We start from the raw sequence: 25,399 nt of genomic DNA, 5'->3' as shown, positions 1-25,399 counted from the left end.
CAGCGATCACGTCAGGACATCCCCAGCTCGCGGTCGATGAAGTCGAAGACCTCGTCCGGCGTCGCGTCCTGGAGCTTCTCGGCGACGGTGTCGCCGTCCGCCGGCGCGTCGGCCTCGTTGAGGGAGGCCAGCAGCGCCCGCAGCCGCTCGGTGATCCGAATTCGGGCGCTGCGGTCCGGCGCCGAGCCGGAGAGCGCCGCTTCCAACCTGTCCAGCTCACCGAAGACCGGTGCGACCCCGACCACGCCGCCGTCGACGATGGCTGCCCGCACGTACTCGGCCAGCCCCGCGGCGGTCGGGTAGTCGAAGACGACCGTGGCGGGCAGCCGGACGCCGGTCGCCGCGGTGAGCCGGTTGCGCAGCTCCACGGCGGTCAGCGAGTCGAAGCCGAGTTCGCGGAACGCCCGGTCCGGCTCGACGGCGTCCATCGAGGCGTGACCGAGCACCGCGGCAGCCTGCCCGCGTACCAGCTCCAGCAGGGTCTTGCGTCGTTCGGCGTCGGTCTGCCCGGCGAGCAGGGCGGCCAGGGACTCCGCGGAGACGCCGGTGTCCTCGGCCCGCTCGGCGACGGCCCGGCGCGCCTCGGCCACGCCCGCGATGAGCGGGCTGGGCCGCACGGCCACGAACCCGGGCACGTAGCGGGCCCAGTCGATGCCGGCCACCATGGTCGCCGGCTCGCCCCGCGCGACGCACTGCGCGAGCGCCGTGAGCGCGGCGTCGGTGTCGAGGCGCGCGACGCCGGTGCGGCGGCGGCGCTCCTCCACGGCCTGGTCGGTGGCGGCCATCCCGCCGGCCGCCCAGGGGCCCCAGGCGACCGAGGTGGCCGGCAGGCCCTGCCGGTGCCGCTGCTCGGCGAGGGCGTCGAGGTAGGCGTTGGCGGCGGCGTAGCTGCCCTGACCGGCGGCGCCGAGCTGACCGGCCAGCGCGGAGAACAGCACGAACGCGCGCAGTTCCCGCCCGACGGTCAGCTCGTGCAGGTGCAGGGCGCCGAGCACCTTGGGTCGCAGGACGGTGGCGAGGCGGTCGGCGGTGAGCCCGTCGAGCACCCCGTCCTCCAGGACGCCGGCCGCGTGCACCACGCTGGTCAGCGGCGCGCCGGCGGGTACCTCGTCGAGCAGCTTCGCCAGCGCCGCCCGGTCGGCCACGTCGCAGGCCGCGACGGTCACCCGGGTGCCCGCCCCGGTCAGCTCGCTGACGAGTTCGGCGACGCCGGGGGCGTCCGCGCCGCGACGGCTGACCAGCATCAGGTGCTCGGCGCCCCGGGCGGCCAGCCAGCGGGCCACCTCCGCGCCGAGCGCGCCGGTGCCGCCGGTGACCAGGGTCGTGCCCGGGTAGCCGGCCTCGTCGGTGGCCGCCTCACCGCCGGGCGCCCGCACCAGCCGGCGGACGAGGATGGTGGCGCCGTCGACCGCGAGCTGGTCCTCCCCGTCGAGGCCGGCGAGCGCGGCGCAGAGCAGGTCCCAGCCGTGGTCGTCCAGGGTGGCCGGCACGTCGACCAGGCCGCCCCACCGCTCGGGGTGTTCGAGGGCCACGACCCGGCCGAGGCCCCAGAGCAGCGACTGCTCCGGCCGGCCGGGCGCGCCGCTGCGGGTGGTGCCGGCGGCGCCCCGGGTGACGCACCACAGCGGCGCGGCGACGTCGAGGTCCCCGAGCGTCTGGATCAGCGCCAGCGAGCGGGCGAGGAAGGGCGGCACCGGCTGGGTGTCGTCGACCGCGCCGTCGGCGAGGGCGAGCAGCGACAGCACCCCGTCCACCGGAGCCGGTACGCCGTCGGGGGTGCGGACGGCACCGCTCAGGTGCGCGGTGAGGGCGGCCCGGTCGGTCAGGTTCTCCGGCACCAGCACCAGTCGGACGTCGGCGCCCCGGCGGGTCAGCTCGACCACTGCGGCCTCGCCCTCCTCCGGGTGCCGCTCGTCGGCGACGACCCACCAGGCGCCGGGCAGGAAGCTGACCGGTGTCCCGGTGTACGGCTGCCAGACGCTGCGGTACCGCAGGTCGTCGAGGCCGGACCGGTTGCGCTGCTGCCGCCGCCAGGAGGCGAGCACCGGCAGGGCGGCGCCCAGCCGTTCCAGGGAGTCCGCCGCCTCCTGCTCGGTGAGTTCCGCGAGCGCGGCCAGGTCCTCGCGTTCGACGGCCGCCCAGAACGCGGAGTCGACGCCGCTGGGGGTCTCCTCGGTGTCGCCCTGCCCGGTCACCGCGGTCGGCCAGAAGCGGCTGCGGTCGAAGGCGTACGTGGGCAGCGCGACGACGTCGGTCCCGGCGAGGACCGTGCCCAGGTCGACGGGCAGGCCGATCGTGTGGGCGGTGGCGAGGTTCGTCAGCAGCCGCGTCGCGTCGTCGTCACCACGACGCAGGCTGCCCAGCGTGTGCCCGCTCGCGCCAGCGTCGTCCAGGATCGCCGTCACCGGCATCGTCAGCACCGGATGCGGGCTGATCTCGACGAACGTCGTGTGACCCGCCGCGACGGCCACCCGCACGGCGGCCTCGAACTGCACGGTCTGCCGCAGATTGTCGTACCAGTAGGCGGCGGTCATCGAGGTCGGGTCCACCCAGTCCCCGGTGAGCGTGGAGACGAGCCGGACGTGGCCCTGTCGCGGAGTCACGTCGGCCAGGTCGGCGCGCAACCGCTCGGCAACCTCCTGCACCGCCACCGAGTGCGACGCGTAGTCCACCGGAATCAACCGGGCCCGCACCCCGTCGGCCTGGCACGCCTCCACAAGGTCGGCGACCGGCTGCGGCGGACCCGACACCACCACCGTCGACGGGCCGTTCACCGCCGCCACACCCACGCCGGGGAACTCCCCGAGCCGATCGGCGACCGCCTCGGCCGACAGGTCCACCGACGCCATCGTGCCTGTGCCCCGCAGCACGGTCAGCGCCCGCGAGCGCAGCGCCACGGCCTTCGCCGCGTCCTCCAGGCTCAGGATCCCGGCCACGCACGCGGCACCGATCTCACCCTGCGAGTGACCGACCACCGCAGCCGGAACCACACCCACGTGCTGCCACACCGCCGCGAGCGCCATGCCGACGGCCCACAGCACCGGCTGCACGACCTCGACCCGCTCCAGCCACGACTCGTCGTCACCGGTCAACACCGACACCAGGTCCACATCAAGGTACGGCGCGAGGGCCCGCTGGCACTCCGCCAACCTGGCGTCGAACACCGGCGTACGACCGACGAGGCCGGCGGCCATCCGCGCCGATTGCGCGCCCTGACCCGGGAACACGAACACCGCACCGGTTCCGGAGGCCGTACCCGTGACGAGGTTCCCCGCCGGCGCGCCGGCGGACAGGGCGTCGAGCCCCGCCAGCAGCTCGGCCACGGTGGCCCCGACGACGGCGGCCCGATGGTCGAACGTCGACCGGGTGGCGGCGAGGGACCAGCCCACCGCCGCCGCGTCGAGGTCGGCGTGCGCGCGGACGTGCTGGGCCAGGCGGGCGGCCTGACCGGCCAGCGCGCCCTTCGACCGCCCCGACACCGTCCAGACGACGACGTCGGAGGCCACGAGCCCCGGGCTGCGGCTCTCGGCGGCCTCGCCGTCGGGCTCCGCGCTCTCGGCGGGGAGGTCCTCGGGCAGTTCGATGATGACGTGGGCGTTGGTGCCGGAGATGCCGAACGACGACACCGCCGACCGGCGCGCCCGGTTCACGGCCGGCCACGGCCGCGACTCGATCGCCAGCTCGACGGCCCCGGAGTTCCAGTCGATGTGCGGGGACGGCTCGTCCACGTGCAGCGTCGCGGGGACCACGCCCTCGCGCATCGCCAGCACCATTTTGATCACGCCGGCGACGCCGGCGGCGGCCTGGGTGTGGCCGATGTTCGACTTGACCGACCCCAGCAGCAGCGGCGCGTCGCGCTCCTGCCCGTACGTGGCCAGCAGCGCCTGCGCCTCGATCGGGTCGCCCAGCGTGGTCCCGGTGCCGTGCGCCTCGACCACGTCCACGTCGGCCGTGGAGAGCCGCGCCGACGCGAGGGCCTGCCGGATCACCCGCTGCTGCGACGGGCCGTTCGGCGCCGTCAGACCGTTGGAGGCACCGTCCTGGTTGACGGCACTCCCCCGCACGATCGCCAGCACCTCGTGGCCGTTGCGCCGCGCGTCCGACAGCCGCTCGACGAGCAGCATGCCGACGCCCTCGCCCCAGCCCGTGCCGTCCGCGCCCGCGGCGAACGCCTTGCACCGGCCGTCGGCGGCCAGCCCACGCTGCCGCGAGAACTCCACGAACAGCCCGGGGGTCGACATCACGGTCACGCCGCCGGCGAGGGCGAGGTCGCACTCGCCGCGCCGCAGCGACTGCACCGCCAGGTGCAACGCCACCAACGACGACGAACACGCCGTGTCCACCGACACCGCCGGCCCCTCCAACCCCAACGCGTACGCCACCCGACCCGACACCACACTCGCGGCGTTGCCCGTGCCCGCGAAGCCCTCCACCTCGTCCCCCGCCACCATCAGCAGGGCCCCATAGTCCTGACCATTCGTGCCCACGAACACCCCTGTTCGCGAACCCCGAAGGACCCCAGGCTCAACCCCTGCCCGCTCGACCGCCTCCCACGAAACCTCCAGCAGCAACCGCTGCTGCGGATCCATGGCCAACGCCTCGCGGGGGGAAATCCCGAAGAAACCGGCATCAAACTCCGCCGCCTCGTAGAGGAAGGCGCCACTGCGGACGTAGGAGGTGCCGGTGGAATAGGGGTCGGGGTCGTAGAGCTTCTCGACGTCCCAACCCCGATCGCCGGGTAGGTCGGACACGGCGTCACGGCCGGCGTGCAGCATCTGCCAGAACCGCTCGGGGTCGTTCGCCCCGCCCGGGAAGCGGCAGGACATGGCGACGATGGCCACCGGCTCGTCGTCGCCGAGCGTCACCGGGGCGGCCTCGACGGCCACGGCGGCCTCGCCGCCCAGCTCCTCGTGCAGGTGCCGGGCGAGCGCGGTCGGCGACGGGTAGTCGAAGACCAGGGTCACCGGCAGCCGCAGCGAGGTGGCGGTGGCGAGCCGGTTGCGCAGCTCCACCGCCGTCACCGAGTCGAAGCCGAGGTCCCGGAACGCGTGGTGCGGGTCGACGGCCTGGCCGTCGGCGTACTTGAGGACCGCGGCCGCCTGGTCGCGGACCAGGTCGAGCAGCGCCTGCTGGCGCTCGGCGGCGCTCATCCGGGTGAACGCGCCGGCGGGGCCGGCCTCGTCGGTCTCCTTCGCCTCGGCGAGGCCCTTGGTGGCCTGCAACCGCTGCGCCTCGGGGATCTCCGAGATCAGCGGACCGGGCCGGGTGGCGGTGAACGCGACGAAGAACCGGTCCCAGGCGATGTTCGAGATGGTCAGGAAGGTCTCGTCGTGCTCGACGGCCTGGTGCAGGGCCGCGACGGCGAGCCGCGGGGGCATCTCGGGTGCGCCGTGGCGGTGCAGCATCCGGCCGAACTCGCCGTCGGCCATGCCGCCGCCGCCCCAGGCGCCCCAGCCGATGGAGGTGGCGGGCAGGCCGAGGGCGCGCCGGTGCTCGGCGAGGGCGTTGAGGAACGCGTTGCCGGGGGCGTAGTTGCCCACGCCGGAGCTGCCGACGGTGCCGGCCATCGAGGAGAACAGGATGAACGCGTCGAGGTCCAGCTCGCGGGTCAGCTCGTGCAGGTTCAGCGCGGTGGTGACCTTCGCGCTGAGCGCGTAGTCGACCTGCTCCAGGGTCAGCGAGTTGATCACCGAGTCGTCGAGCACGGCGGCGGTGTGCACGACCGTGGTCAGCGGGTGCTCGGGCGGCAGGTCGGCGAGGACGGCGGCGAGCGCCGACCGGTCGGCGGCGTCGCAGGCGGCGACGGTGACCCGGGCGCCCAGTGCGACCAGCTCGGCCTCGAGGTCGGCGATGCCCTCGGCCTGCCGGCCGCGCCGGCTGACCAGCACCAGGTGCGCGGCGCCGTTGGCGGCGAGCCAGCGGGCCATGTGTCCGCCGAGCGCGCCGGTGCCGCCGGTGACCAGGGCGGTGCCGGAGGGCCGCCAGGTGCGCGGGGCGGGGGCGTCGCCGAGCGGGGCGTGCAGCAGTCGCCGGCCGAAGGCGCCGGCCCACCGCAGCGCGACCTGGTCCTCCCCGTCGGCGCCGGCGAGGACGCGGACCAGCCGGCGGCCGGCCGCGTCGTCGAGCTCGTCGGGGAGGTCGACGAGGCCGCCCCAGCGGTCCGGGTGCTCGAGCGCGGCGACCCGGCCGAAGCCCCAGGTGAGCTGCTGGAGCGGGTGCGGCAGCGGGTCGGCCGGGCCGGTGGCGACGGCACCCCGGGTGAGGCACCACAGGGGCGCGCGGAGGCCGGCGTCGCCGAGCGCCTGCACCAGGGTCACGGTGCCGGCGAAGCCGACCGGCACCGACGGGTGCGCCGGCGCGGGCGTCTCGTCGAGCGGCAGCAACGACAGGATCCCGGCGGGCGTGCCGCCGTCGGCGAGGTCGCGCAGCCGGGCGGCGAGCGCCGCGCGGTCCGTGCGGTCGGCGTCCAGCTCCAGCGGTACGACGGTGCCGCCGTGCCGCCGCAACGCCTCGGCGCAGAAGGCGGCCTCGGCAGCGCCGGTGTCGTCGGGGCCGGTGAGCAGCCACCAGGTGCCGGTGACGGCGGGCTCGCCCGCGGCGTCGCCGGCGACCGGCGTCCAGCTGTCCCGGTACCGCCAGGAGTCCACGGTGGCCTGGTCGCGGTGCCGGCGACGCCAGGCGGCGAGGACCGGCAGCACGTCCGCGAACGCGGCGTCCGGCACGGGCTCCGACTCGGTCGCGGCGGCGAGTTCGGCGGTGAGCGCGGCCAGGTCCTCCGCCTCGACGGCGGCCCAGAACCGGGCGTCGACCTCGTCGTCCTGCACGGGGCCGGCGACGCCGGCGGCCGGGGCGGGCGCGGCGGACGGCTGCGGCCAGAAGAGCTGCCGCTGGAACGGGTACGTGGGCAGGTCGAGGCGGCGTCCGGCGAGGCCGGTGAAGGCGGGCCGCCAGTCCACCGCCGTACCCCCGGTCCAGACCTCGGCCAGGGCGCGCAGGAAGCGGCCGAGGCCGCCCTCGCCCCGGCGCAGGCTGCCGGTGACGGTGACCGCGTCCGGGTCGGCGGCGGCCAGCTCGACGCTCTCCTGCACGGCCATGGTCAGCACCGGGTGGGCGCTGACCTCGACGAAGGTCTGGTAGCCGGCGGCGACGAGGCTGCGCACCGCGTCGTCGAAGCGGACGGTCTGCCGCAGGTTGCGGTACCAGTAGTCGGCGTCGAGGGCGGCGGTGTCGAGCCAGTCCCCCTCGACTGTGGAGCGGAACCGGACCTCGCCGGTGGCCGGCCGCAGCCCGGCGAGCAGTTCCAGGAGCTGCTCGCGCAGCTGCTCGACGTGGGCGGAGTGGGAGGCGTAGTCCACGGGGACGCGGCGCACCCGCACCTCGCGGGACTCGTAGTGGGCGACCAGCTCGTCGAGGGCGGCGCTGTCGCCGGAGACCACGACCGAGGTGGGCCCGTTGACGGCGGCCAGGGCGACCCGGCCGGCCCAGCGGGTGATCGTCGCCGTGGCCTCGTCGGCGGTGGTGGCGACCGAGACCATGCCGCCGTCCCCGGCGATGCCGGCGATGATGCGGCTGCGCAGGGCCACCACGGCCGCCGCGTCGTCCAGGGTGAGGCCGCCGGCGACGTGCGCGGCGGCGATCTCGCCCTGCGAGTGGCCGACGACGGCGGAGGGGCGCACCCCGTACGACTCCCAGAGCGCGGCGAGCGAGACGCTGACCGCGAACAGGGTGGGCTGCACGACGTCGACGCGCTCCAGCGACGGGGCGTCGGGCGCGCCGCGCACCACGTCGGTCGGCGACCAGTCGACGTACGGGCGCAGCGCCTCGGCGCAGGCGGCGAACTTCTCCGCGAAGACCGGGGCGGTGTCGAGCAGTTCGGCGGCCATGCCGACCCACTGGGAGCCCTGGCCCGGGAAGACGAAGGCGACCTCGCCCGGCGTGCCGGGGGCGCGGGTGACGGTCTGCGGGGTGGGCCGGCCGGCGGCGAGCGCGTCGAGGGACGCGGCCAGGGCGTCGCGGTCGGCGGCGAAGACGACGGCCCGGTGGTCGTGGGCGGCGCGGGTGGCGGCCAGCGACCAGCCGACGTCGGCGAGGACGTCGTCGTCGACGGTGTCGAGGTGGTCGAGCAGGTCCCGGGTGCGGGCGGTGAGGGCGTCGACGGTGCGCCCGGAGAGCACCCAGGGCAGCTCCCCGGTGGGCCCGTCGGCCGCCGGCTCGGGCTCCGGCTCGTCGGCGGGGGCCTGTTCGAGGATGGTGTGCACGTTGGTGCCGCTGATGCCGAACGAGGAGACGGCGGCGCGGCGTACACCGTCGGCGGGCTCCCACGGGCGGGCGGAGGTGAGCAGCTCGACGCTGCCGGCGCTCCAGTCGACGTGCGGGGTGGGCTCGTCCACGTGCAGGGTGGGCGGCAGCACCCCGTGCCGCATGGCCAGGACCATCTTCATCACCCCGGCGACGCCGGCGGCGGCCTGGGTGTGGCCGATGTTCGACTTGATCGAGCCGAGCCAGAGCGGCCGGTCGGCGGGGCGGTCCTGGCCGTACGTGGCGATGAGCGCCTGCGCCTCGATCGGGTCGCCGAGGGTGGTGCCGGTGCCGTGCGCCTCGACGGCGTCCACCTGGTCGGCGGTGAGCCCGGCGTTGGCGAGGGCCTGCCGGATGACCCGCTGCTGGGCGGGGCCGTTGGGGGCGGTGAGGCCGTTGGAGGCGCCGTCCTGGTTGACGGCGCTGCCGCGCAGCACGGCGAGGACCGGGTTGCCGTCGCGGCGGGCGTCGGAGAGGCGCTGGAGCACCAGCAGGCCGACGCCCTCGCCCCAGCCGGTGCCGTCGGCGGCCCCGGCGAACGGCTTGCACCGGCCGTCGGCGGCAAGGCCGCGCTGGCGGGAGAAGCCGACGAAGATGCCGGGGGTGGCCATCACGGTGGCGCCGCCGGCCAGGGCGAGGTCGCACTCGCCCGTGCGGAGGGCCTGCGCGGCCAGGTGCATCGCGACCAGCGACGACGAGCAGGCGGTGTCGACGGTGACGGCCGGGCCGTGCAGCCCGAAGGTGTACGCCAGCCGGCCCGAGATGACGCTGGCGGAGGTGCCGGTGGCGAGGTAGTTCTCGTCGACGTCCCCGGCGGCCATCAGCAGCGAGCCGTAGTCCTGGCCGTTGGTGCCGACGTACACGCCGGTGCGGCTGCCGCGCAGCGCGGTCGGGTCGATCCGGGCCCGCTCGAACGCCTCCCAGGTGGCCTCCAGCAGCAGCCGCTGCTGCGGGTCCATGGCGAGGGCCTCGCGGGGGCTGATGCCGAAGAACGCCGGGTCGAACTCGCCGGCCCCGGCGACGAAGCCGCCCTCGCGGACGTAGCTGGTGCCGAGGTGCTCGGGGTCGGGGTGGTACAGCTCGGCGAGGTTCCAGCCGCGCTCGCCGGGCATGAGGCTCAGCGCGTCGGTGCCGGTGGCCAGCAGGTCCCAGAGCTGCTCGGGCGAGGTGACCCCGCCGGGGAAGCGGCAGCTCATCGCGACGATGGCGATCGGCTCGCGGTCGCGGCCGGTGCCGTCGGCGACCACCTCGCCGGTGGTGTGCCCGGCGGTGAGGCCGTGCAGGTGCGCGGCGAGTTCGGCGACCGTGGGGTGGTCGAAGACCAGCGTGGCGGGCAGGGTCATGCCGGTCTCGGCGGTGAGCCGGTTGCGCAGCTCGACGGCGGTGAGCGAGTCGAAGCCGAGGTCGCGGAAGGTGCGCTCGGGCAGCGGCTGGCCGGCCGGGTAGCCGAGCACGACGGCGGCCTGGGTGCGTACGAGGTCGGCGAGCTGCGGCAGGGACCGGCCGACCACCACGGCGCGGGCGGGACCGGTGGGCACGGCGGGCACGCCGGGCAGGGCGGCGATCAGTGGCGTCGGACGGCCCCAGGAGGCGGCGAGACGTCCCCAGTCGACGTCGGCGACGGTGACGGCCGGCTCGGCGGTGTTGACCAGCCGGCCAAGGGCGGTGACGGCCTCGGCGACGGGGAGCGCGTCGACCCCGCCCCGGGCGAGGCGGGCGGTCAGGGCGGCGGCCATGCCGTCCTCGGCCCAGGCGCCCCAGGCGATGGCGGTGGCGGGCAGGCCCTGCTCGCGTCGCCAGGCCGCGAACGCGTCGAGGTAGGCGTTGGCCGCCGCGTAGTTGCCCTGACCGGCGCTGCCGATGACCCCGGCGAGGGAGGAGAAGAGCACGAACGCGTCGAGGTCGCGGTGGGCGGTGGCCTCGTGCAGCACGCGGGCGGCGCGGACCTTGCCGTCGAGGACGGCCTGCATCCGGGTCAGGTCGAGCCCGTCGAGGACGCCGTCGTCGACCACGCCGGCGGTGTGCACGACGGCGGTCAGCCCGGGCAGGTTCGCCACGAGGGCGTCGACGGCGGCCCGGTCGGTGACGTCGCACGCCACGACCCGCACCGCGCCCAGCTCGTCGACCAGCTCGGCCGCGCCCGGCGCGGACGCGCCCCGCCGCGAGGCGAGCACCACCTCGGCCGCCCCGTTGGCCAGCAACCAGCGGGCCACGTGCCGACCCAGCGCACCCGTACCACCGGTCACCAGCACCGTCCCGGCGGGCCGCCAACCCGCACCCGCGGGCGGCGCGGCCGGCACCAGGCGCCGGCCGAGGATGCCCTGCGGGCGGATCGCCACCTGGTCGTGGCCGGCGTCGGCGAGGACGGCGAGCAGCGCGTCGGCGGCGGTCCGGTCGGCGCGGGCGGGCAGGTCGACCAGTCCGCCCCAGCGGTCGGGCTGTTCGAGGGCGACGACCCGGCCCAGGCCCCAGGCCAGGGCGGGCCACGGGTCGGCGGGGGTGTCGCCGCCGACGTGGACGGCGCCCCGGGTGAGGCACCAGAGCCGGCCGGGCAGGCCGGCGTCGGCGAGCGCCTGGGTGAGGGTGAGCAGCAGCGCGGCGCCGACGGAGACGGCGGGGGCGTCGGGCAGCGCCCGGTCGGTCGCGGGCAGCACGCAGAGCACGCCGGCCCAGCCCTGGTCGCCGTGGCCGCGCAGCAGCCCGGTCAGCTCGGCGCGGTCGGTGCCGGGGGCGACGGTGAGGGTGTCGACGTGGGCGCCGGCGCCGGTCAGCGTGCCGGCCACCCCGGCGTCGTCGGCGTCGGCGTCGGCGGTGACGACCAGCCAGCGGCCGGTCAGCGCCGGCGCGGCGGCGGGGCGGACGGGCTCCCACTCGACCCGGTACGTCCAGCCGTCCACCACGGCGTCGCGCTGCCGGGCCCGTCGCCACGACGAGAGCACCGGTACGGCCGGGGCGAGGGCCTCGACGGCCGCGGGGTCGTCCTGCACGGCCAGGTGGGCGGCGACCCCGGTCAGGTCGCCGCGCTCCACGGCCGCCCAGAAGTCCCCCTCGGCCGTGTCGGTCGGCGCGGCCGCTGCGGCGGTGCCGCCGATCTCGGGCCAGTAGCGCTGGTGCTGGAACGCGTACGTGGGCAGGTCCACCCGCCGCGCGCCGGTGTCGGCGAACCACGGCTGCCAGTCCACGGCCGCCCCGCGCACGTGCAGTTCGGCCAGCCCGGCCAGCAGCCCGTGCGCCTCGGGCCGGTCCCCGCGCTGCGCCGGTACGGCGAGCACGCCCTCCCCGTCCGGCAGGGCGTCGCCGACCATCGCGGTCAGTACGCTGCGCGGCCCGATCTCCAGGAACGTGTCCGCCCCGGCGGCGCGCAGCGCGGTGATTCCGTCGGCGAAGCGGACGGCCTCCCGCACGTGGCGCACCCAGTAGTCGGCGGTGCGGATCTCGTCGGCGTCGGCGAGCGCCCCGGTCACGTTCGACACCACCGGCAGCGCCGGCGCGGCGAAGGTGAGCTTGTCGAGCACCGCGCGGAACCGGGCGAGCATCGGCTCCATCAGCGGGCTGTGGAACGCGTGGCTGACCGTGAGCCGGCGCGTGCGTACGCCCCGGTCCTTCCAGAGCCGTTCCACCTCGTCCAGGGCTGCCACGGCGCCCGAGACCACGACCGAGGTCGGCCCGTTGACCGCCGCGATCCCCACGTCGGCCAGGCCATCGAGCGTGGCGAGGACGTCGGCCTCGGTGGCCGCGACGGCCAGCATCCCACCGCCGGTGGGCAGCGCCTGCATCAACCGGCCCCGCGCCGCCACCAGCGCGCAGGCGTGCTCCAGCGACAGCACCCCGGCCACGTGCGCGGCCGTGACCTCGCCGATCGAGTGGCCGGCGACCAGGTCGGGGGCGATGCCGAACGACTCGACGAGGCGGAACAGCGCCACCTCGACGGCGAACAGGCCGGCCTGCGTGAACACGGTCCGGTCCAGCAGCTCGGCGTCGGCCGAGCCCTCGGCGGCGAAGAGCACCTCGCGCAGCGGGCGCGGCAGGGCCCGGTCCAGGTACCCGCACACCTCGTCGAGGGCGGCGGCGAAGACGGGGAACTCGGCGTACAGCTCCCGGCCCATGCCGGCGCGCTGCGCGCCCTGGCCGGAGAAGAGCACCGCGAGCTGGCCGCGCGGCGTCCCGGCGCCGGTGACGACGGTGCCGGCCGGTTCCCCGGCGGCGAGGGCGCGCAGCCCGGCCAGCAGGTCGTCGCGGCCGGTCGCGGAGACCACGGCGCGCCGGTCCAGGGTGGAGCGGGAGGTGACCGACGAGAAGGCCACGTCGAGCGGGCGCAGGGTGTCGTCGGCGGCGAGGCGGGCGGCCCAGCGGCCGGCCTGCGCGGCGAGCGCGGCGTCGGAGCGGGCGGAGAGCAGCACGGGGGCCACGGTGCGGGCCGCCGGTGCGGTCGGCTCGGCCTCGGTCTCGGTCTCGACCTCAGCGGGGGCCGGGGCCTGCTCGATGATGGTGTGCGCGTTGGTGCCGGAGACGCCGAACGACGACACGGCGGCGCGGCGCGGCCGGTCCACGGCCGGCCACGGCGTGGCGGCGGTGGCGAGGGTGACCGCCCCGGCGGTCCAGTCGATGTGCGGGGACGGCTCGTCGACGTGCAGGGTCGGCGGCACGACGCCGTGCCGCATCGCCATCACCATCTTGATCACACCGGCGACGCCGGCGGCGGCCTGGGTGTGCCCGATGTTCGACTTGACCGACCCGAGCAGCAGCGGCGCGGCCTCGTCCCGGTCCTGCCCGTAGGTGGTGAGCAGGGCCTGCGCCTCGATCGGGTCGCCGAGCCGGGTGCCGGTGCCGTGCGCCTCGACCACGTCCACCTGCTCGGGCGTGAGCCGGGCGTTGGCGAGGGCCTGGCGGATCACGCGGACCTGGGACGGGCCGTGCGGGGCGCTGAGCCCGTTGGACGCGCCGTCCTGGTTGACGGCGCTGCCCCGCACCACGGCCAGCACCGGGTAGCCGTGCCGCTGCGCGTCGGAGAGCCGGGTGAGCAGCAGCATGCCGATGCCCTCGGACCACGAGGTGCCGTCCGCGCCAGCGGCGAACGCCTTGCACCGGCCGTCGGCGGCGAGGCCGCGCTGCCGGCTGAAGCCGACGAAGACCGCCGGGGTGGGCATCACCGTCACGCCGCCGGCCAGGGCCAGCTCGCAGTCGCCGTTGCGCAGCGCCTGGGCGGCCAGGTGGACGGCGACCAGCGAGGACGAGCAGGCGGTGTCGACGGTGACCGCCGGCCCCTCCAGCCCGAGGGTGTACGCGACGCGGCCGGAGATGACGCTTGTGGCGTTGCCGGTGAGCAGGTGCCCCTCGCCGTTCTCGGCCTGCGCCATCATGCCGTCGTAGCCGTGCGAGGACGCCCCGACGAAGACGCCGGTACGGCTGCCCCGTACCGCCGGCAGCGGCAGCCCGGCCCGCTCGAACGCCTCCCAGGAGGTCTCCAGCAGCAGCCGCTGCTGCGGGTCCATGGCGACGGCCTCGCGGGGCGAGATGCCGAACAGGTCGGCGTCGAAGTCGGCGGCGGCGTAGACGAAGCCGCCCTCGCGCACGTAGCTGGTGCCCGGGTGGTCGGGGTCGGGGTGGAAGAGGTTCTCCAGGTCCCAGCCCCGGTCGGCGGGGAACGGCCCGATCCCGTCGCCGCCGCCGTGCACGAGCTGCCACAGCGCCTCGGGACTGTCGACCCCGCCCGGGTAGCGGCAGCTCATCGCGACGATGGCGATGGGCTCGGAGTCCCGGGTCTCCAGCTCGCGCAGCCGCCGCCGGGTACGCCGCAGCTCCGAGGTCGTACGCTTCAGGTACTCGACGTACTTCTCGTCCTCGTTGCTCACCGTGGACCTACCTCACTCGGCATGCCGATGTCGTTGCGGCTGATGTCGTTGCGGCTGGTGGTCACGACGTCTCCAGCTCGCGGTCGATCAGGTCGAAGATGTTCTCGGCGGTGGCCGACTCCAGGTCGTCGTCGCCGTCCGCGTCCGCCTGCCGCTCGGTCAGCCGGCCCAGCAGGCCGTGCAGCCGGTCGGTGATGCGGCGGAACTCGTCGTCGGTCGGGTCGAGCCCGACGAGCGCCGCCTCCAGCCGGTCCAGTTCCCGGCCGGCCGTCGACGCCTCGCCCGCCGGGGTCGCCGGAGCGAACTGGCCGGCCAGGTGGGTGGCGAGCGCCTCGGGCGTCGGGTTGTCGAAGACCAGCGTCGCCGGCAGCCGCAGCCCGGTGGCCGCGCCGAGCCGGTTGCGCAGCTCGACGGCGGTGAGCGAGTCGAAGCCGAGTTCCCGGAACGCCCGGGTCGGCTCGATGCCGGCCGGGTCGCCGTGGCCGAGGACGACCGCCACGTGCGCCAGCACCAGGTCGCGCAGGGCGCGTACGCGCTTGTCGGCGGGCAGGGCGCGCAGCGTCTCCGCGTACGCCTGCCCGTCGGCGGCCTCGCCGGCCGCGGCCCGGCGGCCGGCGGCGCGGACCAGGTTCGCCAGCAGCGGGTGCACGGGCGCACCGGGCGCGGCCACCCCAGTGATGATCTTCGCGGGCATCAGCGTCGCCCGCTCGGAGCGCCAGGCCCCGTCGAACAGGGCGAGGCCCTCCTCATTGGACAGCGCGGCCATGCCGCCCCGGTCGAGCCGGCGGATGTCGGCCGAGTCGAGGTGCCCGGTCATGCCGCTGGCCTGCGCCCAGCGGCCCCAGGCCAGCGCGACCGCCGGCAGGCCGAGGGCCCGCCGGTGCTCGGCGAGGGCGTCGAGGAACGCGTTGCCGGCGGCGTAGTTGCCCTGGCCGGGGCCGCCGAACACGCCGGCGGCGGCCGAGAAGAGCACGAACGCGCTCAGCTCGTGACCGAGGGTCGCCCGGTGCAGGTTCCAGGCCACGTCGACCTTGGGCCGCAGCACCGCGTCGAGGCGGTCGGGGGTGAGCGACTCGACGGTGGCGTCGTCGAGGACGCCGGCGGCGTGCACGACGGCGCGCAGCGGGTGCCGCCGGTCCACCATGGAGAGCACGTCCGCCACGGCCTCCGGTTCGGCCAGGTCGGCGGCGACGATCGACACGTCCGCGCCGAGGGCCTTGAGGTCGGCGAGCAGCTCGTCGGCGCCCTCGGCGTCCGGGCCGCGCCGGCTGACCAGGAGCAGCTGCCGGGCGTCGTGCGCGGTGACCAGGTGCCGGCAGAGCAGCGCCCCGAGGGTGCCGGTCGCCCCGGAGACCAGGACCGTGCCGTCGAGCCGCGGCGCCTGCGGGACGCTCAGGGCGAGCTTGCCGACGTGCCGGGCCTGGCTGAGGAAGCGGAACGCCTCGGGGGCGCGCCGGACGTCCCAGGTGCGCCGGGGCAGGGGCCGCAGCGCACCGGCGGCGAAGAGCGCCATCAGCTCGGCCAGCATCGCGCCGATCTTCTCCGGGCCGGCCTCGATGAGGTCGAAGACCTGGTAGCTGACCCCCGGGTGGTCGGCGGCGACCCGCTGCGGGTCCCGCTTGTCGGTCTTGCCCATCTCGACGAACCGGCCGCCGTCGGCGAGCAGCCGCAGCGACGCGTCGACGTACTCGCCGCTGAGCGCGTTGAGCACCACGTCCACGCCCCGCCCGCCGGTGCGGTGGGCGAACTCGTCGGCGAAGTCGAGGCTGCGGGAGGAGGCGAGGTGCGCGTCGTCGAAGCCGGTGGCCCGCAGCGCCGGCCACTTGCCGGGGCTGGCCGTGCCGTAGACCTCCGCGCCGAGGTGGCGGGCGATCTGCACGGCGGCCATGCCGACGCCGCCGGCCGCCGCGTGGACGAGCACGGACTCCCCGGCGCGCAGCCGGGCCAGCTCCACCAGGCCGTACCAGGCGGTCAGGAAGACCACGGGCACGGCGGCGGCGTCGGTGTAGGACCAGCCGTCGGGGATGCGGGTGAGCAGCCGGCGGTCGGTGACCGCCGCCGAGGAGAACGAGCCGGAGAAGATACCCATCACCCGGTCGCCGGGGACGAGGTCGGTGACCCCCGACCCCACGCCGAGCACCACGCCGGCGCCCTCGTTGCCCAGCACCTCCTGGTCGGGGACCATGCCGAGGGCCAGCACCACGTCGCGGAAGTTCAGCCCGGAGGCGCGCATCCCCACCAGGACGTGGCCCGCCGGCAGCTCCCCGGCGACCTCGGGGCCGGGCAGCAGGGCCAGGTTCTCCAGCGTGCCCTTCTCGGTGACGTCGAGGCGCCACCGCACCTCGTCGGCGGGCAGCGGCAGCACCCCGGCGTCGCGGGCCCGGGCCAGCCGGGGCACCAGCGGCACGCCGTCGCGCAGCGCGAGCTGCGGCTCGCCGGAGGCGACGGCCGCCGGGACGGCCGCCAGGGAGGCGGCGGCGTCGTCGGTGTCGAGCAGCGTGAACCGGCCGGGGTGCTCGGACTGCGCGGAGCGCACCAGCCCCCACAGGCTCGCCCGGGCCAGGTCGCGCGGGGCCTCGCCCGGGGCCGCGCCGACCGCGCCCCGGGTGTGCAGCACCAGCCGCGACCGCTCCAGCCGGGGCTCGCCCAACCACTGCTGCACCAGCGCGAGCGCGTCGCGGGCCGCGTCGTGCGCGGCCGCGCCGGCCCGCTGCGGGTCCGTCTCCGCGCCGGAGCACAGGTCCAGCACCACATCGGGTACGTCCCCGGACTCCTCGACCGCCGCGACCAGCGTTGCCAGGTCGGCGTGGGCCCGCACCGGGTGCCCGGCGGCGGCGAGCGCCCCGGCGAGGCCGAGGGTGTCGTCGCCGAGCAGCGCCCAGCGGGCTTCCCCTGCCGCCGCGTCGGTGCCCGGCAGCGGCGTCCAGTCCAGGTGGAACACCGACGTGCGGCGCAGGGCGGCGGCCTCGTCGGCCCGGCCCGCGGCGACCGGGCGAAACGTCAGCGACTCGACGGTGGCGACGGGCTGGCCGGCGGTGTCGGCGAGGGTGACCGCGACGGTGTCCGGGCCGAGCGACCGCAGTCGCGCCCGCAGCCGGGTGGCGCCGTGGGCGTGCAGGGCGACCGAGCGGAAGGCGAACGGCATCCAGCCCGCCCCGGAGGTGTCCGCCGCGTCGCCGAGCAGGGCGGTGACCCCGCTGGCCTGGAGGGCAGCGTCGAACAGGGCCGGGTGCAGGCCGAAGCGGGACGCGTCGGCGGTCGCCTCCTCGGGCAGGGCCACCTCGGCGTAGACCTCGCCGTCGCCGCGCCACACCCGGCGCAGGCCACGGAAGGCGGGGCCGTAGCCGAGGCCGCCCTCGGCCATCTGCGCGTACCAGGCGTCCAGGTCGGCGTCGACCTCGACGGCGTCGGCCGGCGGCCACTGCCCCGGTACGGCGATCGGGGCGGGCAGGTGCGGCAGCAGCAGGCCCTCGGCGTGCCGGGTCCACTCGGCGTCGGCGTCCTCCTCGGGGCGGGAGTGCACGGTGACGCTCCGCTCGCCGGCGTCGCCGGGCGGGCCCACGCGTACCTGCACCTGCACCGCGCCGGCCGGCGGAAGCACCAGCGGGTTGATCAGCGTCAGGTCGCCCACCTGGCCGGCGTCGACCTCGTCGCCGGCCCGGACCACCATGTCGACCACGCCGGTGCCGGGGACGATCACCGCCCCGCCGACGGCGTGGTCGGCGAGCCACGGGTGGGTACGCACCGACAGCCGCCCGGTCAGCACCACCGTCTGGTCGTCGGCGACCGGTACGGCCGCGCTGAGCAGCGGGTGGTCGGTGTCCTGGAGGCCGGCGGAGCCGACGTCGCGTACCCGGTACGCGGGGGCGTCCAGCCAGAAGCGTCCGTGCGCGAAGGCGTAGGTGGGCAGCGCGACGGTGTCGGTGCGGGCCAGCACGGCCGTCAGGTCGACGGGCAGGCCGATCGTGTGGGCGGTGGCGAGGTTCGTCAGCAGCCGCGTCGCGTCGTCGTCACCCCGACGCAGGCTGCCCAGCGTGTGCCCGCTCGCGCCGGCGTCGTCCAGGATCGCCGTCACCGGCATCGTCAGCACCGGATGCGGGCTGATCTCGACGAACGTGGTGTGCCCGGCGGCGACGGCGACGCGGACGGCCGCGTCGAACTGCACGGTCTGCCGCAGATTGTCGTACCAGTAGCCGGCGGTCATCGAGGACGGGTCCACCCAGTCCCCCGTCAGCGTCGACACCAGCCGGGTGTGGCCGGCCTGCGGGGTCACGTCGGCGAGGTCTGCGCGCAACCGCTCGGCGACCTCCTGCACCGCCACCGAGTGCGACGCGTAGTCCACCGGAATCAACCGGGCCCGCACCCCGTCGGCCTGGCACGCCTCCACCAGGTCGGCGACCGGCTGCGGCGGACCCGACACCACCACCGTCGACGGGCCGTTCACCGCCGCCACACCCACGCCGGGGAACTCCCCGAGCCGATCGGCGACCGCCTCGGCCGACAGGTCCACCGACGCCATCGTGCCGGTCCCCCGCAGCACGGTCAGCGCCCGCGAGCGCAGCGCCACAGCCTTCGCCGCGTCCTCGATGCTGAGGATCCCGGCCACGCACGCGGCACCGATCTCACCCTGCGAGTGGCCGACGACCGCAGCCGGAACCACACCCACGTGCTGCCACACCGCGGCGAGGGCCATGCCGACGGCCCACAGCACCGGCTGCACGACCTCGACCCGCTCCAGCCACGACTCGTCGTCACCGGTGAGCACCGACACGAGATCGACGTCCAGGTACGGCGCCAGGGCCTGCTGGCACTCCGCCAACCTGGCGTCGAACACCGGCGTACGACCGACGAGACCGGCGGCCATCCGCGCCGACTGCGCGCCCTGACCCGGGAACACGAACACCGGACCCGCCCCGTGGGGCGTGACGGTGCCGGCGACGACGTTGCCGGCCGGCGCCCCCGACGCCAGGGCGTCCAACCCCGCCAGCAGCTCCTCCAGGCTCGACCCGACCACGGCGGCCCGCTGGTCGAACACCGACCGGGTCGTCGCCAGGGACCAGCCCACCGCCGCCGGATCGACCTCGCCGCGCTCGCGCACGTACTGCGCCAGCCGGGCCGCCTGGCCCGCCAGGGCTGCCTTCGACCGCGCCGACACCGGCCACGCCACGACGCCCGACGCCACCAGTCCGGGGCCGGCCACGGCGGGGGCGACGGCCTCCGGCTCGTCGGCCTGCTCGATGATCACGTGGGCGTTCGTGCCGGACATGCCGAACGAGGACACCGCCGACCGGCGCGCCCGGTTCACGGCCGGCCACGGCCGCGACTCGATCGCCAGCTCGACGGCCCCGGAGTTCCAGTCGATGTGCGGCGACGGCTCGTCCACGTGCAGCGTCGCCGGGACGAGGCCCTCGCGCATCGCCAGCACCATCTTGATCACACCCGCCACGCCCGAGGCGGCCTGGGTGTGCCCGAGGTTCGACTTGATCGAGCCGAGCAGCAGCGGCTCGTGCCCCTCGCGGCCCTGCCCGTACGTGGCCAGCAGCGCCTGCGCCTCGATCGGGTCGCCCAGCGTCGTGCCGGTGCCGTGCGCCTCGACCACGTCCACGTCGGCGGTGCCCAGCCGGGCACCCGCGAGGGCCTGCCGGATCACCCGCTGCTGGGAGGGGCCATTCGGCGCCGTCAGACCGTTGGAGGCACCATCCTGGTTGACCGCGCTCCCCCGCACGATCGCCAGCACCTCGTGGCCGTTGCGCCGGGCGTCCGACAGCCGCTCGACGAGCAGCATGCCCACGCCCTCGCCCCAGCCCGTGCCGTCCGCAGCCGCCGCGAACGCCTTGCACCGGCCGTCGGCGGCCAGCCCACGCTGCCGCGAGAACTCGAAGAAGGTGCCGGGGGTGGCCATGACCGTGACGCCGCCGGCGAGGGCCATGTCGCACTCGCCGCGCCGCAGCGACTGCACCGCCAGGTGCAACGCCACCAACGACGACGAACACGCCGTGTCCACCGACACCGCCGGCCCCTCCAACCCCAACGCGTACGCCACCCGACCCGACACCACACTGGCGGCGTTGCCCGTGGCCCCGAACCCTTCGGCCTGCTCCCCCGCAGCCATGAGCAGGGCCCCATAGTCCTGACCATTCGTGCCCACGAACACCCCTGTTCGCGAACCCCGAAGGACCCCAGGCTCAACCCCTGCCCGCTCGACCGCCTCCCACGAGACCTCCAGCAGCAGCCGCTGCTGCGGGTCCATCGCCGCCGCCTCGCGCGGCGAGATCCCGAAGAAGCCCGGGTCGAACTCCGCCGCGCCGTCGAGGAAGCCGCCCTTGTCGGTGTAGGTGGTGCCGGGGTTGGCCGGGTCGGGGTCGTAGAGCCGGTCGAGGTCCCAGCCCCGGTCGGTCGGGAAGTCGCCGATGGCGTCCACGCCGTCCGCGACGAGGCGCCACAGCCGCTCGGGGTCGTCGACGCCGCCGGGGTAGCGGCAGGCCATGGCGACGATGGCCACCGGCTCGTCGTCGTCGACGGCGGCCGGGGCGGCCACTGGGGCCGGCCCGGCGTCGGCGCCGAAGAGGCCGGTGAGCAGGAGCCGGGCCAGTACGACCGGGGTGGGGTGGTCGAAGACCAGGGTGGTGGGCAGCGCCTGCCCGGTGGCGGAGACGAGCCGGTTGCGCAGCTCCACCGCGGTCAGCGAGTCGAAGCCGAGGTCCCGGAACGCGGTGGTCGCGGGGATGGCCGCGGCACCGCCGTCGTGGCCGAGCACGTCGGCGGCGAGTTCCCGGACCAGGTCGGCGACGGCCTCCTCGCGGCGGGCCGGGGCCAGCCCGGCGAGCCCCCGGCGCAGGGTCGCCGCCGGGCCCTCGTCGCCGTCGTCGACCGCGACGCCGCCGTCGAGGGCGGCCCGCGCCTCCGGCACGCCGTCCAGCAGTGGCCGGCGGCGGGCGGAGGCGTACGCGGGGGCGAACCGGGCCCAGTCCACGTCGGCCACCGTCACGGTGACGTCGTCGTGGTCGAGGGCCTGCTGCAACGCGCCCATGGCGACGGTCGGGTCCATGGCGGGCAGGCCCCGGCGGCGCAGGTTGCGCTCGGCGTCGGCCGCGTGCATGCCGCCGTCGGACCACGGTCCCCAGGCGATGGCGGTGCCGGCCCGGCCCTCGGCCCGCCGCCGCTGCACCAGCGCGTCGAGGTAGGCGTTGCCGGCCGCGTACCCGGCCTGCCCGCCGCTGCCCCAGGTGGCGGCGATGGACGAGTAGACGACGAAGGCGTCCAGTTCCCGGTCGGCGAGGAGGTCGGCGAGGTGGGCGGCGCCGGCGGTCTTGCCGACGGTCACCTCGGCCAGCTCGGCGGGGGTGACCTCCGCCAGCGGGGTGGCCTGCGCGATGCCGGCGGTGTGCAGGACGGTGCGCACGGGCGGGCCGTCGGCCTCGACCCGGTCGAGCAGGTCGGCGAGGGCGGTCCGGTCGGCGATGTCGCAGGCGGCGACGGTGACCCGGGCCCCGAGGCCGGTCAGCTCGGCCTCCAGCTCGGCGGCGCCGGGGGCGTCGGGTCCGCGCCGGCTGACCAGCACGACGTGCTCGGCTCCGGCGGCGGCGAGCCAGCGGGCGGCGCGGGCGCCGAGTCCGCCGGTGCCGCCGGTGATCAGGGCGGTGCCGGTGGGCGTGAACCGGCGCGCCGGCGGGCGGTCGCCGAGGGCGGCGCGCACGAGGCGGCGGGCGAAGACGCCGGGGCCGCGTACCGCGAGCTGGTCCTCGCCGGTCGATCCGGTGAGGATCGCGGCGAGCCGGGTGGCGGCCCGGTCGTCGGGCTCCGGCGGCAGGTCGACCAGGCCGCCCCAGCGGTGCGGCGCCTCGACGCCCACGACCCGGCCGAGGCCCCAGATCGCGGCCTGCGCCGGGTCGGCGAGCCGGTCGTACGAGGCGGCGGCGACCGCGCCCCGGGTGACCAGCCACAGCGGCGCGGCCAGGTCGGCGTCGCCGAGCGCCTGCACGAGCGCGAGGGTGGCGGCCAGGCCGGGCAGGACGGTGCTGTCGGCGGCGGGCGGCTCGGCGGCGAGCAGGGAGACGACGCCGGCGGGGTCGGTGCCGGCGAGGGACGCCGCGAGGCCGGCCCGGTCGGCGTCCGGCTCCACGGTCAGCGGCAGCACGTCGGCGCCGGCGCCGGTCAGCGCGGCCCGGACGGTCGCCACCGCCGGGTCGTCGGCGCCGCCGGCGGGCAGCGCCAGCAGCCAGGTGCCGGCCAGCCGGGCGGGGGCGGGTTCGCCGGTCACCTGCCAGTCGGCCCGGTACCGCCAGCCGTCGAGCACCGAGTGTTCCTGCCGCTGCCGCCGCCAGTCGGCGAGGACGGGCAGCAGGGTACGCAGCGACTCGGCGGCGGCGGTGTCGGTGACGGCGAGGGTGTCGCGCAGCGCGTCGAGGTCGGCGCGTTCGACGGCCGCCCAGAACCGCCGGTCGAGCGCGCCGGTCCCGCCCGTCGTGGTGTCGTCGGCGGGCGCCTCGGCCGGCACCCAGTAGTGCTGCCGCTCGAACGGGTAGGTGGGCAGGCCGACGAGCCGGCCGGGCCGGTCGGCGAGGAGGTCCGCCCAGCGCACCGGGGTGCCGGCGACGTGGAGCTGGGCGAGGGCGGCGAGCAGGGCGCGACGGTCCGGGCGGTCCCGGCGCAGCACCGGCACCACCACGGCGGGGGCGGCGTCGCCGGCCTCGGCCCCGGCGAGGGTCTCCTGGATGCCGGCGGTGAGCACGGCGTCGGGGCCGACCTCCACGAAGGTGCCGACGCCGTGGGCGCGCAGGGTGCGTACGCCGTCGGCGAAGCGGACCGCCTCGCGGACGTGGCGCACCCAGTAGTTCGGGTCGGTGAGCTGCGCCGGGTCGGCCAGCTCGCCGGTCAGGTTGGACACCACCGGCAGGGTGGGGGCGCGCAGGTCGAGGCCGGCGGCGACGGCGGCGAACTCGGCGAGCATCGGCTCCATCAGCGGGCTGTGGAAGGCGTGGCTGACCCGCAGCCGCCGCACCTTCACCCCCCGGCCGGTCCAGTGGTCGGCGAGGTCGTCGATGGCCGCGCCGTCGCCGGAGACGACGACGGCGCCGGGGGCGTTGACGGCCGCGACGGCGACCCGGTCGGTCAGCGCGGCGATCGACTCGGTGACCCGGGCCTCGTCGGCGGCGACGGCGAGCATCGCGCCGCCGGCGGGCAGGGCCTGCATGAGCCGGCCCCGGGCGGCGACGAGGGCGCAGGCGTCGTCGAGGGTGAGCACACCGGCGACGTGGGCGGCGGTCAACTCGCCGACGGAGTGCCCGGCGACCATGTCCGGGGCCAGCCCCCAGGAGCCGAGCAGCCGGTGCAGCGCCACCTCGACGGCGAAGAGCGCGGCCTGGGTGAAGACGGTCTGGTCGAGCAGCGCCGCCTCGTCGGTGCCGGGCTCGGCGTGCAGCAGCGGCTTCAGCGGCCGGGGCAGCCGGTGGTCGAGGTGGGCGCAGACCTCGTCGAGCGCCTCGGCGAAGACGGGGTACGTCCCGTACAGCTCCCGGCCGGCGCCGGCGCGCTGCGCGCCCTGGCCGGAGAAGAGGAACGCGACCCCGCCGCGTTCGGCGGCGGCACCGGTGACCAGGCCGGGGGCGGGCCGGTCGTCGGCGAGGGCGTGCAGGGCGGCGAGCAGGCCGTCGCGGTCGTCGGCGAGGACGACCGCCCGGTGTTCCAGGGGCGAGCGGGAGACCACCGAGGTCCAGGCGACGTCGACCGGGCGGATGTCCGGGTCGTCGGCGACGTACCGCGACCAGCGCTCGGCCTGGTGGCGCAGCGCGGCGCGGGTGCGGCCGGTGAGCAGCACCGGCGCGGGCGCGGGCGGCTGCGGCCGGTCGGCCTCGGCGCGGGCCGGCTCGGGCTGTTCGAGGATGAGGTGGGTGTTGGTGCCGCTCATGCCGAAGGAGGAGACGGCGGCGCGGCGCGGCCGGTCCACGGCCGGCCACGGCGTGGCCTCGGTGACCAGGGTGACCGCGCCGGTGGCCCAGTCCACGTGCGGGGTGGGCTCGTCGACGTGCAGGGTGGCCGGCACGACGCCGTGCCGCATCGCCTCCACCATCTTGATCACCCCGGCGATGCCGGCGGCGGCCTGGGTGTGGCCGATGTTGGACTTGATGGAGCCGAGCAGCAGCGGCGCGGCGTCGCCGCGCTCCCGGCCGTACGTGGCGAGCAGGGCCTGGGCCTCGATCGGGTCGCCGAGGGTGGTGCCGGTGCCGTGCGCCTCGACCACGTCGACCAGGTCGGGGGTGAGCTTCGCGCCGGCCAGGGCCTGCCGGATGACCCGCTGCTGGGACGGGCCGTTGGGGGCGGTCAGGCCGTTGGACGCGCCGTCGGAGTTGACCGCCGAGCTGCGGATGACGCCGAGCACCGGGTGGCCGTTGCGGCGGGCGTCGCTGAGCCGTTCCAGCAGCAGCATGCCGACGCCCTCGGACCAGCCGGTGCCGTCGGCGGACGCGGCGAAGGACTTGCACCGGCCGTCGGCGGCGAGGCCGCGCTGCCGGGAGAACTCGACGAACGGGCCGGGGGTGGCCAGCACGGTCGCGCCGCCGGCCAGGGCGAGGCCGCACTCGCGTTGGCGCAGCGCCTGGCAGGCGAGGTGGATGGCGACCGACGCCGACGAACAGGCGGTGTCCACGGTGACCGACGGGCCTTCGAGCCCGAACGTGTACGCCAGCCGGCCGGAGACCACGCTGGCGGCGGTGCCGGTCAGCACGTACCCCTCGACGCCGGGAGCCCGGTGCAGCACGGCGGCGTAGTCCTGCCCGGAGGTGCCGACGAAGACGCCGGAGCGGCTGCCGCGCAGCGACAGCGGGGCGATGCCGGCCCGCTCGAACAGTTCCCAGGTGACCTCCAGCAGCAGCCGCTGCTGCGGGTCCATGGCGACCGCCTCGCGCGGCGAGATGCCGAACAGGGCCGCGTCGAAGCGCCCCGCGTCGTGCAGGAACCCGCCCGAGGTGGTGTACGAGGTGCCGGCGTTGTCCGGGTCGGCGTGGTAGAGCCGCTCCAGGTCCCAGCCCCGGTCGGTGGGGAAGTCGCCGATGGCGTCCCCGCCGGACGAGACGAACTCCCACAGCTCTTCGGGCGAGCTGATGCCGCCCGGGTAGCGGCAGCTCATCGCCACGATCGCCACCGGCTCGGACTCCTCGGCGGTGACCTCGCGCAGCCGTTGGCGGGTCTGCTGAAGTTCGGCGACGACCCGCGTCAGGTATTCGCGCAGCCGCTCTTCGTCCGCCATGACA

At 76.5% G+C, this 25,399-nt stretch carries 2 protein-coding genes; both read right to left on the bottom strand.

Annotated elements, in window-relative coordinates; genetic code table 11:
* Positions 1 to 11: 11 nt before the first annotated feature.
* Entirely contained in the window at positions 12 to 14,150 is a 14,139-nt protein-coding gene (locus AC0OO9_RS27240; protein WP_484513369.1) for a type I polyketide synthase, read from the bottom strand.
* A gap of 61 nt (positions 14,151 to 14,211) precedes the next feature.
* Positions 14,212 to 25,395 (bottom strand): type I polyketide synthase, encoded by an 11,184-nt coding sequence (locus AC0OO9_RS27235; RefSeq protein WP_484513368.1) that lies wholly within the window; start codon positions 25,393 to 25,395, stop codon positions 14,212 to 14,214.
* Between the last annotated feature and the right edge of the window lie 4 nt (positions 25,396 to 25,399).

Source organism: Micromonospora sp. USAFONa4, assembly GCF_057197825.1.
Note: the sequence above shows the minus strand (reverse complement) of the source record. Positions and strands in the feature narration are given on the sequence as shown.

Coding starts and splice junctions, on each gene's coding strand:
- AC0OO9_RS27235 (WP_484513368.1), bottom strand. CDS start 25,395: ATGGCGGACGAAGAGCGGCTGCGCGAATACCTGACGCGGGTCGTCGCC.